At 35.3% G+C, this 13197-nt stretch carries 11 protein-coding genes and 1 other annotated feature; of the genes, 4 read left to right on the top strand and 7 right to left on the bottom strand.

Annotated features, from left to right (window positions below; translation table 11 throughout):
• Position 1: 1 nt before the first annotated feature.
• Genes leuD through ilvN form a run of 5 tightly spaced genes read right to left on the bottom strand, consistent with a single transcriptional unit; the run spans position 2 to position 4445 of the window.
• Positions 2-484: a 3-isopropylmalate dehydratase small subunit gene (gene leuD, locus M663_RS0100705; protein WP_003867393.1), complete on the bottom strand. Its 483-nt coding sequence runs from the start codon at positions 482-484 to the stop codon at positions 2-4.
• 2 nt (positions 485-486) lie between these two features.
• Positions 487-1740: a 3-isopropylmalate dehydratase large subunit gene (leuC, locus tag M663_RS0100700; protein ID WP_029687586.1), complete on the bottom strand. Its 1254-nt coding sequence runs from the start codon at positions 1738-1740 to the stop codon at positions 487-489.
• Positions 1731-2927 (bottom strand): 2-isopropylmalate synthase, encoded by a 1197-nt coding sequence (locus tag M663_RS0100695; protein ID WP_029687585.1) that lies wholly within the window; start codon positions 2925-2927, stop codon positions 1731-1733. Before M663_RS0100695 ends, leuC begins: the two co-directional genes overlap by 10 nt.
• A 19-nt stretch (positions 2928-2946) precedes the next feature.
• Positions 2947-3942, bottom strand: a complete 996-nt coding sequence (gene ilvC, locus M663_RS0100690) for a ketol-acid reductoisomerase (RefSeq protein WP_029687584.1) — start codon at positions 3940-3942, stop codon at positions 2947-2949.
• A complete protein-coding gene (gene ilvN, locus M663_RS0100685; RefSeq protein WP_029687583.1) occupies positions 3942-4445 on the bottom strand; it encodes an acetolactate synthase small subunit in 504 nt (167 codons plus the stop codon). The genes ilvC and ilvN overlap by 1 nt, the downstream gene beginning before the upstream one ends.
• Before the next feature lie 40 nt (positions 4446-4485).
• Positions 4486-4724, bottom strand: a binding site (T-box leader).
• A 276-nt stretch (positions 4725-5000) separates the two neighbouring features.
• Between ilvN and namA the strand changes: the two genes are divergently transcribed.
• The gene (gene namA, locus M663_RS0100680) at positions 5001-6014 is read left to right on the top strand and encodes an NADPH dehydrogenase NamA (RefSeq protein ID WP_029687582.1); all 1014 of its coding nucleotides are present in this window, start codon (positions 5001-5003) and stop codon (positions 6012-6014) included.
• Between the two features lie 25 nt (positions 6015-6039).
• On the opposite strand, the gene gyrA is transcribed toward namA, so the two are convergent.
• Together gyrA and gyrB are read right to left on the bottom strand one after the other, a co-directional pair.
• Positions 6040-8463 (bottom strand): DNA gyrase subunit A, encoded by a 2424-nt coding sequence (gyrA, locus tag M663_RS0100675; RefSeq protein WP_004399495.1) that lies wholly within the window; start codon positions 8461-8463, stop codon positions 6040-6042.
• A gap of 14 nt (positions 8464-8477) precedes the next feature.
• Entirely contained in the window at positions 8478-10379 is a 1902-nt protein-coding gene (gyrB, locus tag M663_RS0100670; protein WP_004399496.1) for a DNA topoisomerase (ATP-hydrolyzing) subunit B, read from the bottom strand.
• A gap of 192 nt (positions 10380-10571) precedes the next feature.
• Here gyrB and M663_RS0100665 point away from each other — a divergent pair, with 192 nt between their 5' ends.
• Genes M663_RS0100665 through M663_RS0100655 form a run of 3 tightly spaced genes read left to right on the top strand, consistent with a single transcriptional unit; the run spans position 10572 to position 13016 of the window.
• Positions 10572-10901 carry a tRNA-binding protein gene (locus tag M663_RS0100665; protein ID WP_004399497.1) on the top strand — a complete coding sequence of 110 codons (330 nt, stop codon included), beginning with the start codon at positions 10572-10574 and terminating at the stop codon, positions 10899-10901.
• Between the two features lie 31 nt (positions 10902-10932).
• A complete protein-coding gene (locus M663_RS0100660; RefSeq protein ID WP_004399498.1) occupies positions 10933-12288 on the top strand; it encodes a Mur ligase family protein in 1356 nt (451 codons plus the stop codon).
• Positions 12285-13016: a glutamine amidotransferase gene (locus M663_RS0100655; protein WP_004399500.1), complete on the top strand. Its 732-nt coding sequence runs from the start codon at positions 12285-12287 to the stop codon at positions 13014-13016. Before M663_RS0100660 ends, M663_RS0100655 begins: the two co-directional genes overlap by 4 nt.
• Positions 13017-13197 lie beyond the last annotated feature (181 nt).

The raw sequence follows: 13197 nt of genomic DNA, 5'->3' as shown, positions 1-13197 counted from the left end.
GTCACACCTTCTCTCTGACATAATTTATAAGTCCACCATATTTCATTATTTCTTTTATAAAGTCAGGAAAGGGTTGAGCTTTAAATTCTGTCCCTTTAGTTAAATTTTTTATAATTCCATTATCTGTATCAACCAAAACAATATCACCTTCTTCAATCCCATCTACTGCCTCTTTGCATTCTAATATCGGAAGCCCTATATTTATCGCATTTCTGAAAAAAATTCTTGCAAACGACTTAGCAATTATACAGGATATACCAGATGCTTTAATAGCGATTGGCGCGTGCTCTCTAGAAGAACCACTACCAAAATTTTCACCTACAACCAGTATATCTCCTTCTTGAACTTTGTTTTTAAACTCTTTGTCTAAATCTTCCATGCAATGCTGTGCCAATTCTTGTGGGTCTGATGTGTTTAAATACCTTGCTGGTATTATAACATCTGTATCTATATTGTCCCCGTATTTTATGGCTTTCCCCTGCATCATTATACCTCCTCTGGACTTACGATATATCCTGCAATAGCTGAAGCCGCCGCAACAGCTGGACTTGAAAGATACACTTCACTCTCAGGATGTCCCATTCTTCCTACAAAATTTCTATTAGTAGTAGCCAGTGCCCTTTCTCCTTTAGCCAAAATTCCCATATGTCCGCCAAGGCAAGGTCCACAAGTAGGAGTAGATACTGCCGCACCTGCTTTTATAAACTCTTCGATGTAACCTCTTTTAACACATTCTAAGTATATTTCCTGTGTTGCGGGAAAAATTAAAAGTCTTACATCAGGATGAACCTTTTTGCCTTTTAGTATCTTATACGCTATCTCCATATCTGAGAGACGTCCATTCGTACAAGAACCAATAACAACTTGGTCTATTTTCACTTTTCCAACCTCATCAATATTTCTGGTGTTTTCAGGCAAATGAGGAAATGCTACTTGAGGCCTTATCTCATCCAAATTTATCTCATAAACCTCACTGTACTCAGCATCTTCATCCCTTTCAAATACTTTATATTCTCTTTTTGCTCTCCCTTTAACATATGCGTCGGTAATTTTGTCAAAATCGAAAATACCGTTTTTAGCCCCTGCTTCAATTGCCATATTGGCAATTGTGAATCTATCGTCGATTGACAAAGCTTTTATGTTTCCTGTAAATTCCATAGATTTGTATAAAGCTCCGTCAACTCCTATTTTTCCGATTATATACAAGATAACATCTTTTCCGCTTACCCATTTTTGCAAATTGCCTTTTAACACAAATTTTATAGCTTCTGGCACTTTAAACCAAGCCTTGCCTGTCGCCATCGCTGCCGCCATGTCAGTGCTTCCAACTCCTGTAGAAAAACAAGTAAGAGCGCCATAGGTACAAGTATGAGAATCGGCACCTATGACAACATCCCCAGGAAGTACAAGTCCTTTTTCGGGTAAAAGTGCGTGCTCTATTCCCATTTGCCCTACTTCAAAGAAATTTACTATTCCATGTTTTTTTGCAAATTTTCTCATTATATTCACTTGCTCCGCCGATTTTATATCTTTATTAGGAACAAAATGATCAGGAACAAGGGCAATTTTTGTATTGTCAAAAACTCTATCAATGCCTATCTTTTCAAACTCCTTTATAGCAACAGGAGCAGTGACGTCATTGCCTAACACCATATCCACATCAACTTCAATTAACTCCCCTGGTTTTACTTCTCTACCAACTTTTGCTGACAATATCTTTTGTGTCAATGTTAAGCCCAAGCTTCTCCCTCCTTAAAACTCCTAAACTCTTCCAAAGTCTCTTCAACAACAAATCTTATATCCTCATCCACAATGACCTTTTTTCTGTCTGCCAAATCTTTAAACCTTCTAAAAGCATCACTTAATTCTCCTGGTGAAAGATTATTGTACCCCAATTGTCTGACTTTCAATTCAAAAGCATTTCTTCCTGAAAGCTTACCTAATGCAAAAGTATCTGGAATTATTCCAATGTCCTCTGGTTTCATTATTTCATAAGTAGCTCTGTTGTTTATAACTCCATGTTGGTGAATTCCCGCTTGATGTCTAAAAGCATTAGCACCTACAATTGCTTTATTAGGTTGGAGTTTAATTCCTGTAAGTTCGCTTACCAATTTGCTTGTATTGTATATCTCTTTAGTGTTTATTCCGTGAACAAGGCCAAAATAATCTTTTCTCGTATTTAATGCCATCACTACTTCTTCCATAGCTGCATTTCCTGCCCTTTCTCCTATTCCGTTTACAGTCACTTCTACCTGAGTTGCTCCGTTTTCTATGGCAGACAAAGAATTCGCTACAGCCATTCCTAAATCATTGTGACAATGAGCACTTATCATTACTCCATCGATGTTGGGAACATTATTTCTGATGTATTTTATGAGTTCTCCAAATTCTCTTGGCATCGCATATCCCACAGTATCGGGCACATTTATTACATTTGCTCCTGCATCAATTACCTCACTAAAAACTTTTACTAAGAAATCCCAATCAGTCCTTGAAGCGTCTTCTGCTGAAAATTGAATCTCATCAAATTTTCCTTTTGCGTATTTTACCATTTCAACGGCTTTTTCAAGCATTTCTTCTCTTGACATCTTAAGTTTGTATTTAAGATGTATATCAGAAGTTGCGATAAAAACGTGTAATCTCGACCTTTCAGCATTTTTCAAAGCGCTGCTAGCTCTGTCTATATCCTCTTTTACAGACCTTGCCATTGCAGCAATAGTAACCCCTCTTAATTTGTCAGCAATATTTTTGACTGCTTCAAAATCTCCATTTGAAGCCGCGGGAAATCCAGCTTCTATGACATCTACCCCTAAATTTACCAATTGCTTTGCTATTTCAAACTTGTCATTGCTGTTAAAATTCACACCAGGAGTCTGCTCACCATCTCGTAACGTAGTGTCAAAAACAATGACTCTTTTGACCCCCATCGCCTATCTACCTCCTTATTCATTCTTTTTTAATCCAAGCCATCATTTCTCTCAAACCTTTGCCGACTTTTTCAATAAGATGATTTGCCTCTTTATCTTTCATAGCATTATACTGTGGTCTTCCTACCTGATTTTCTAAAAGCCACTCTTTTGCAAATTTTCCTGATTGTATTTCTGACAAAACTTTTTTCATCTCTTTTCTTGTTTCCTCTGTTATTATCCTCTTACCTGTCATATAGTCTCCAAATTCTGCAGTATCCGAAATAGAATATCTCATATAACTAAAACCGCCTTCGTATATGAGGTCAACTATAAGTTTCATTTCATGCACACATTCGAAATAAGCTATTTCTGGCTGATAACCAGCTTCTACTAATGTTTCAAAACCTGCCTTCATAAGTTCGGTGACTCCTCCGCAAAGCACCGCTTGTTCTCCGAAAAGATCTGTCTCTGTCTCCTCTTTAAATGTGGTCTCAATAACACCTGCCCTTGTACCACCTATACCTTTCGCATAAGCCAAAGCTATGTCAAAAGCTTTCCCTGTGTAATCCTGGTATACTGCTACCAGATTTGGAACTCCTTTTCCTTCTTGGTACACTCTCCGCACTAAATGTCCCGGACCTTTTGGAGCCACCATAAACACATCCACATTTTCAGGAGGAACAATCTGTTTAAAATGAATGTTAAAGCCATGAGCAAAGGCAAGAGCTTTACCTTCTGTAAGATTTTTTTCTATGCTTTCTTTATAGACTTTTGCCTGCTTTTCATCCGGTATCAGCATCATTATGATATCTGCTACTTTAGCTGCTTCCTCAACTGTATAAACTCGCAGCCCTTCTTTTTCTGCTCTTTCTTTTGATTTACTTCCCTCGTAAAGACCAACTATTACATCAAGTCCAGAATCTCTTAAATTTAGTGCATGAGCATGACCTTGACTTCCAAAACCTATTATTGCAATCTTCTTATTTTTAAGTAAATTTAAATCTGCATCTTTATCATAATACATCTTTGCCATTACAATTCCCCCTCAAATTCTTTTAATGTTTTATTACCTCTTTCTAAAGATACAAGTCCTGTCCTTACAAGTTCTTTTACGTCAAACTTATTTATTAAATTTATAAAAGCGTTTATCTTTTCATTATCTCCTGTAAGTTCTATGATTAATGAGTCAATAGAAATGTCTATAACTTTTGCTCTAAAGGTTTCTACAATGTGCATTATATCATCTCTCGTATTTGAATCGTAACCTACTTTAACTAGCACCAATTCTCGAGAAACATTGTCCCTTGCCCCTATATTTTGTACTTTTAAGACATCTATAAGCTTATTAAGTTGCCTCATCATCTGTGTGACGATGTAATCATCTCCTTCCACCGTCAAAGTTATTCTGGATACATCTTCTCTTTCTGTCGTTCCTACTGCAAGGCTTTCAATGTTATAACCTCTCCTAGAAAATAGACCTACTACTCTTGACAAGACTCCTGGATGATTGTTCACAAGGACAGATATAATGTGCAAATTATCACCCCCTATATAAAAATCATTCCCCGCCCTGAAAGCACAGGGCGGGGATTTTCTCCACGCGGTACCACCTGTTTTCGCTATTACCTCACGGCAATAGCCTCACCAAGTTATACAACTTGACCTGTAACGGGTAATCCCGGTATAGCCTAATAAGCTTACCGCCGTTCAGCTATACAGCTCCAGAGCGATCTAATATGCGCCTCGGCACCGGTTTGCACCACCCACCGGCTCTCTTAAGCCTACGCACATACCCCTCACCTTCATCGCTTTTTATCCTGTATGCTGTTAAAAAAGTAAATCCAGTTAAAGTTACTTGTTATTTTAACAGCATATTTTACTTTAGTCAACTAAATTATTTGTAAATTTTCAATAATCTATCGTTTACATTTACTAAAAAATTTTAAATATCTCCCAAAAAAATTGCTCTTTTTTTAACTATCATTAAAAATTGCTTTAATCACATGCAGCTTAAACATTTTTGCTAAATTTGGTTTTTAAAAAGATATGTATTATGATTAAAATTAGAAAGTTCAAGAAAGGAGAGTGTTTATGAGTATTTTACATATACCTTTAAAGATAAAGGATATTACAATAAAAAATAGAATCATGATGTCTCCTATGTGTATGTACACAGCTTCTACAAATGGGATGCCAAATGACTGGCATATAGTTCATTACGCCACAAGGGCTATTGGTGGAGTAGGACTTATTATGCAAGAAGCTACAGCTGTTGAAAGCAGAGGAAGAATAACTGACCATGACCTTGGTATATGGAATGATGAACAAGTTAAAGAATTAAAAAAAATTGTAGACATTTGTAAAGCAAATGGCGCTGTGATGGGAATACAGCTTGCTCATGCAGGAAGAAAATGTGATATACTTTATGAAGATGTTGTAGGACCTTCCCCTATTAAAGCAGGAAACCACTACAAACTCCCAAGAGAATTATCAGTTGAGGAAATAAAATCTATAGTAAAAGCTTTTGGAGAGGCTGCCAGAAGGGCTCATTTAGCAGGTTATGATGTGGTTGAAATACATGCAGCTCACGGCTATTTAATCCACGAATTTCTTTCTCCTCTTTCAAATAAACGAAAAGATGAATACGGCAATAGCATTGAAAATAGAGCAAGATTTTTAATTGAAGTGATAGATGAAGTTAGAAAAAATTGGCCTGAAAATAAACCTATTTTCGTGCGTGTATCTGCAGATGATTACATGGAAGGCGGAATAAACATAGATATGATGGTAGAATATATCAACATGATAAAAGACAAAGTTGATTTAATTGATGTAAGCAGTGGAGGACTTTTAAATGTTGATATAAATCTATATCCTGGATATCAAGTTAAATACGCTGAAACAATTAAAAAGCGCTGTAATATAAAAACTTCTGCGGTAGGATTAATAACGACACAAGAGCTTGCAGAAGAAATTCTTTCAAATGAAAGGGCAGACTTAGTTGCACTTGGAAGAGAACTTTTAAGAAATCCCTATTGGGTTCTGCATACCTACACTTCAAAGGAAGACTGGCCAAAACAATATGAAAGAGCTTTTAAAAAATAAGCCCCCAAAAATTGAGGGCTTATTTTTATTCTTCATTTTCTATTCTTGCAGTAGAAACAACCCTGTCACCATCATCAAGCTTCATAAGGGTTACTCCTCTTGTATCTCTGTGCATCTTAGAAATATCGGACACCTTCATTCTTATAAGAATCCCATTTGCAGAAATTATCATAAATTCATCTTCCGGATTTACTGACCGTATAGACACCAATTTACCAGTCTTTTCGCTAAGCCTTATTGCAATTATTCCCTTTCCTGCTCTTGTTTGAAGCCTGTATTCCTCTAAGTCCGTTCTCTTCCCAAATCCATTTTCTGTTACTACTAAAATTTCGCTATTGGGATGAACAAGGTCCATTTCTACCACTTCATCATCTTCTCTCAAGGAAATAGCTATTACACCTTTTGCCACTCTTCCCATAGGTCTTATGTCTTTTTCATTAAATCTTATAGCATAGCCTCTGGCAGTCCCTATTATTATTTCTCTTTCTCCATTTGTTAATTTTACATTTATAAGCTCATCACTTTCTTCCAACGTGATAGCAATTATACCATTTCTCTTAATTGACCTGAACTCTTCTATAGAAGTCTTTTTAATTATGCCTTTTTTAGTGCACATCACAATATACTTAATATCTTCTGACTTTTTAAGAGGAATAACCGCTGTGACTTTCTCTCCTTGAGCTATCTGTATGAGATTGACAATAGCCGTGCCTTTTGCTTGTCTTCCTGTCTCAGGAATGTCTATTGTCCTTAAACTATATACTTTCCCTTTGTTTGTAAAGAACAACAGTCTGTCATGAGTTGTAGTGATAAATATATCCTCTACAAAGTCATCTTCTCTTGTAGATATACCTAATATGCCTTTCCCTCCACGTTTTTGAGCCTTGTAAGTATCAAGAGGCATTCTCTTTATATATCCATAGTGTGTCATTGTCACTACAACATCTTCCAATTGAACCAAATCCTCTAAATCTAACTCTTCTTCTTTTGCCACAATGCTTGTCTTTCTCGGAGTAGCATATTTATCTTTTATTTCCAAAAGCTCTTTTTTGATTATTTCCAGCACTTTTCTTTCATCTGCCAAAATTTCCTTCAATTCTTTTATCTTTTCAATTAACTCCTTAAGCTCATCTTCTACTTTTTGCCTTTCAAGCCCAGTCAACCTTCCTAATCTCATGTCAACTATCGCTTGTGCTTGTTTTTCGCTTAACCCAAACTTGTCCATTAAATTTTGTTTAGCAATTGCTTCTGTCCTTGAACTTCTTATTATGTTTATCACTTCATCAATGTGGTCAAGGGCGATTTTTAACCCTTCTAAAATATGGGCTCTTTCTTCTGCTTTTCTTAAGTCAAACTTGGTCCTTCTCGTTACAACATCCGCTTGATGATCTACATACTTTTCTATAATCTGCTTTAAATTTAGTATTTTTGGCTCTCCATCTACAAGAGCTAACATTATAGCTCCAAAGGTCTGCTGCATTTGTGTGTGCATATAAAGTTTATTAAGTATCACCTTTGGATTGACATCTCTTTTTAGCTCTATTACAATTTTCATTCCATTCCTATCAGATTCATCTCTCAAATCAGAAATCCCTTCTATGTGCTTGTCACGGACTAACTCAGCTATTTTTTCAATTAACTTAGCTTTTAAAACCATATAAGGAATCTCAGTAATTACAATTCTCGTCTTACCGTGGTGTTCTTCAATTTCTGCCTTTGCCCTAACGACAATTTTACCTCTTCCTGTCTCATAAGTCTCTTTTATACCGTCTCTTCCTAGAATTATTCCTCCTGTAGGAAAGTCAGGTCCTTTTATATATTTCATCAGTTCATCTACTGAAATATAAGGATTGTCTATATAAGCGACAATTCCATCTATGACTTCTCCTAAATTGTGAGGAGGAATATTCGTAGCCATACCTACAGCAATTCCTTGAGAGCCGTTGACTAAAAGATTAGGAAATCGAGAGGGAAGTACAACTGGTTCCTTTAAAGTCTCATCAAAGTTTGGCACAAAATCTACTGTCTCTTTGTTGATATCTGTAAGCATCTCAAGGGCAATTTTTGAAAGCCTCGCCTCTGTGTACCTCATGGCAGCCGGAGGGTCTCCATCTATGCTTCCAAAGTTTCCGTGCCCATCTATCAAAGTTTCTCTCATTGAAAAATCCTGTGCTAGTCTCACTAAAGTATCGTAAACAGCTGCATCACCGTGAGGATGGTATTTTCCTAAAACTTCACCAACAACTGCAACGCTCTTTTTATATGGCTTGTCAGGGGTTAATCCCAACTCATTCATAGCATAGAGAATCCTTCTATGAACTGGTTTTAAACCATCTCTCACATCTGGCAATGCCCTTCCAACAATTACACTCATCGCATAATCTATATAAGATTTTTTCATTTCATCTTCAATGTCTACAGGGATTACTTTCTCTTTTTCTTCACTCATCTATTTCACCTCTTTTATATGTCCAAGTTTCTAACTGTTTTTGCATATTTTTCTATAAATTCCCTTCTTGGTTCGACTTTATCCCCCATCAAAATGGTGAAAATTTCATCTGCAGCTATCGCATCCTCTAATGTAACTTTAAGCATCGTCCTCTTCTCTGGATCCATAGTTGTATCCCATAACTGGTCAGCATTCATTTCTCCAAGACCTTTATACCTTTGAACAGTATAATTTTCCCTTCCAATTTCATTTAAGATCTTGTCTAATTCTCTATCCGAGTAAGCATAATATACCTTTTTGCCCTTTGTAATTTTATATAAAGGTGGTTGAGCAATGAACACATTTCCATTTTCAATTAAAGGTCTCATAAACCTATAGAAAAATGTTAAAAGTAATGTCCTAATATGGCTTCCATCTACGTCTGCATCTGTCATTATAACTATTTTGTGGTACCTTAACTTACTTATATCAAAATCATTCCCTACGCCAGTACCTAAAGCAGTTATCATTGCTCTTATCTCTTCATTAGACAATATCTTGTCAAGTCTTGCCTTCTCTACATTTAAAATTTTTCCTCGGAGTGGAAGTATCGCTTGAAATCTACTGTTTCTACCTGATTTAGCAGAACCTCCTGCAGAGTCACCCTCTACCAAGAAAAGCTCACATTTGGAAGGGTCTTTCTCCGAACAGTCGGCAAGTTTACCCGGCAAAGTAGTATTTTCAAGAGCAGACTTTCTTCTGGTAAGCTCTCTGGCTTTTCTCGCAGCTTCCCTTGCTCTTGCTGCTTGAGTAGCTTTTTCTACTATAACTTTTGCAACTGAGGGATTTTCTTCTAAAAAAGCCGAGAGTTTTTCTGTTACTACATTTTCTACAATAGACCTCATTTCAGAATTTCCTAATTTTGTTTTAGTCTGTCCTTCAAACTGTGGATTTTTTAATTTTACACTTACAATAGCTGTAAGTCCTTCTCTTACATCTTCACCCTGTAAATTTTTCTCGTTATCTTTTATAATCCCGTATTTTCTTGCGTAATCATTAATGACTTTAGTCAAAGCTGCTTTAAAGCCTACTAGATGGGTACCGCCTTCTCTAGTATCAATATTATTAGCAAAACTAAAGATATTTTCATTATAGCTGTCATTATACTGCATGCAAACCTCTACTTCATAGTCGCTATTTTTCGCTTCCATGTATATAGGCTCTTCATGGAGGACTTCTTTATTTCTATTTAAATACTTTACAAAAGATATAATTCCACCTTCGTAGTTAAAGACCTCTTCTTTTCCGTGTCTTTCGTCTATAAGCTTAATATTTATACCCTTATTTAAAAACGCTAATTCTCTCAATCTTTGAGCTAATACATCATAGTCGAATACAGTTTCTTCAAAAATCTCCTTATCCGGCTTAAAAGTAATAGTTGTACCTGTCTCTTCTGTCTCTCCAATAACCTCTAAATCCGTTTTGGGAACTCCTCTTTCATATATTTGCCTATAAATTTTCCCATGTTGTTTTACAATAACTTCTAATTTTTCAGATAATGCATTTACAACAGAAACACCTACTCCGTGCAATCCTCCAGATACTTTATAAGCGTCATTATTAAATTTTCCACCTGCATGTAACATCGTTAAAGCTACTTCTACAGCCGGTTTTCCAACTTTTGGGTGAACATCTGTAGGTATACCTCTTCCGTCGTCTTCAACCGTTATAGAATTATCTTTGTGTATAGTAACTACTATATTTTTGCAATAACCGGCCAATGCTTCATCTATACTATTATCGACTACCTCGTATACAAGGTGATGCAGTCCTCTGCTACCAGTAGAACCTATATACATTCCTGGCCTTTTTCTCACAGCTTCTAAACCCTCTAATATTTGTATTTGACTCGCAGTATAAGTTTCATCCTTTGCCATATTCACAACCTCCGCAAATTTATCCAACAGTTTTATTTTATCATTCTTTTAAGAATTGCTCAATTCAAAACATTTCCCGAAAAATTTCCCGGGAAATGAAGAGGAAATAATTTTATTTTTATTATTGCCTATAATATAATATACTTAACAAATATACCTATAATATAATATACTTAAATTGAGGTGAATTCAATGGCTACTTATGAAGATTTTTTAAAACTTGACATACGTATAGGAAGAATAATTGAGGTAGAAGACTTTCCAAAAGCAAAAAAACCTGCTTATAAGTTAAAAATTGACTTTGGCGAATTAGGAATCAAAAAGTCCAGCGCTCAAATAACAAAATTGTACAAAAAAGAAGAGTTGTATAATAAATTGGTGGTCTGCGTAGTTAATTTTCCTCCAAAACAAGTAGTAGATTTTATATCTGAAGTATTGTTGCTTGGAGTTGATGACGAAGATGGGAATGTCGTCTTGCTTCAACCAGAAAGAGAAGTAAAAATAGGCAATAAAATCTATTAATGGTTTTATTTTTTATGGAAGGTGGTAAATAATGAAATTTTTAGGCGTCAACATAGGTAAACTCATCAACATATCCTGCAAAATCACAGGAAAAGGTGGAACATCTCTTCCCGGAAAAATCGCACTAAAGTACGATTCTAAATTAATTGAAAAACTAATAGGGCCCATAAAAAACAACAAAGTAATAATAACAGGTACAAATGGCAAAACTACAACTTCCGGATTAATAGCCTCTATTTTGACCACTGCTGGGAAAAGTGTTGTACACAACAAAGAAGGAGCAAATATGAAAACGGGAATTGCGACTGCTTTAATAAAAAGCAGCAATTTTTTGGGAAATTTACAAAAAGATGCGACCGTTTTTGAAGTAGATGAAGCAAACATGCCCATTGTGATAGAAGATGTAAAACCCAATATAGTAGTAATAACCAACTTTTTTAGAGACCAATTAGACAGATATGGAGAACTAGATACAACAGTAGAAAAAGTAAAAAAAGCCCTTTTAAACCTGCCACAAGATTCTATAGTATTACTAAACGCTGATGAACCTTTTACAGCTTCAATAGGAGATGAAATAAAATCGAAAGTTTTTTACTATGGAATTGAAGACAACATTGAAGGAATTAACTCCTCTTCTTTTGAACAAAAATACTGTCCAATTTGTGCCCACAAATACGAATATAAAAAAATATATTACGGGCAACTGGGAGACTATTACTGCCCCAATTGTGGCAAAAAGCGGCCAAATCCTAATTTTAAAGCCACTAATATATTTTTAAATGAAGATGGAATAAATTTTAATCTATACTATAAAGATAAAATTTTTACAGTTAAAAGTAGATTAATAGGCTTATACAATGTGTATAATTTATTAGCAGCTATATCTGCTGGCATTTTGTTGAACATAGACTTTAGCACTATATTAAAAGCAATAGAAAGCTATTGGCCAATAGAAGGAAGATTACAAAAAACTAAAATAAAAAGCAAAAGGACAATAATAAATTTAATCAAAAACCCCATCGGTTTTGAAAGCACTTTAAATATGCTATCTCAATTTAATAAACCCTTAAACCTTTTAATTTCTATAAATGATAATTACGCTGATGGAAGGGATGTGTCTTGGCTGTGGGATGTAAACTTAGAAAGCTTTTTATCAAAGACAAAAGTAAACTATATAGTAACTTCAGGTTTAAGGGCAGAAGACATGGCAGTAAGATTAAAATATGCCGGCTTTGATATTAAAAAAATAAAAATAATAAATTCTATAGAAAAAGCTCTTGACACTATAGCTGATTTAACAGAAGAAGAATTAATAGCTGTACTTCCCAACTACACTTCTTTGTATGATGTAAGCAAATATTTAAAATTACAGGAGGCAAAAAAATGAAATTAGTCGTTGGCCACATGTATCCTGATTTATTAAACTTATATGGAGACATAGGAAATATTGTAGCTTTAAAAAAAAGATGTGAATGGAGAAAAATTGAAATAGAGATAAAGCCAATAACTTTAGATTACACTGAAGAATTTACTGACATAGACCTTCTATTCTTAGGAGGAGGGTCAGATAGAGAGCAAAAAATTGTAAGTGATGATTTAAAAAATAAAAAGGGTAAAAATTTGAAAACAGCTATTGAAGATGGTTTGACAGTATTAGCTATATGTGGAGGATATCAATTACTTGGAGAATACTATCAAACTCTGGCTGGTAGCAAATTAGAAGGTTTAGGAATTTTAAAAGCCTGGACAATAGCTGGTAATAGAAGAATGATAGGAAATATAGTTATAGATACAAATATAGCCGATAAAAATTTTAAAATGGTAGGTTTTGAGAATCACTCAGGAAAAACTTTTTTGGAAAAAATGGAGCCTTTAGGTAAAGTAATAATTGGAAATGGAAATAATGGAGAAGATAAAACAGAAGGATGTATCTATAAAAATGTGTATGGAACATATCTCCACGGTCCAGTACTACCCAAAAATCCTGAATTTGCAGATATTTTAATTGAAACTGCTTTAAAGAGAAAATATGGAAAAGTAGAATTAACTCCTTTGGATGACTCTTTAGAACAACAAGCTAAACAATCTTTGATAGAAAGATTTGTAAAAAAATAGAGGATTACGGCCTCTATCAGCTTGTTGACAAAGTATAATTTTGATTGGCATTTTGTTGCTCCAGCGACAAAGCAGGCTAAACTAACGCTCGCTCTCAGACTCCAGCGGGGTTCCGGCCACATTCGACATCCTGTCTCAGGTGGCCGCTTCCGCCATCCGTGGCTCCAGCCCCGCCTCCGTC

Source organism: Thermoanaerobacter sp. A7A (assembly GCF_000445185.1).
In the GTDB taxonomy this organism is placed as follows: domain Bacteria; phylum Bacillota; class Thermoanaerobacteria; order Thermoanaerobacterales; family Thermoanaerobacteraceae; genus Thermoanaerobacter.
This window is presented reverse-complemented; position numbering and strand designations above follow the sequence as displayed.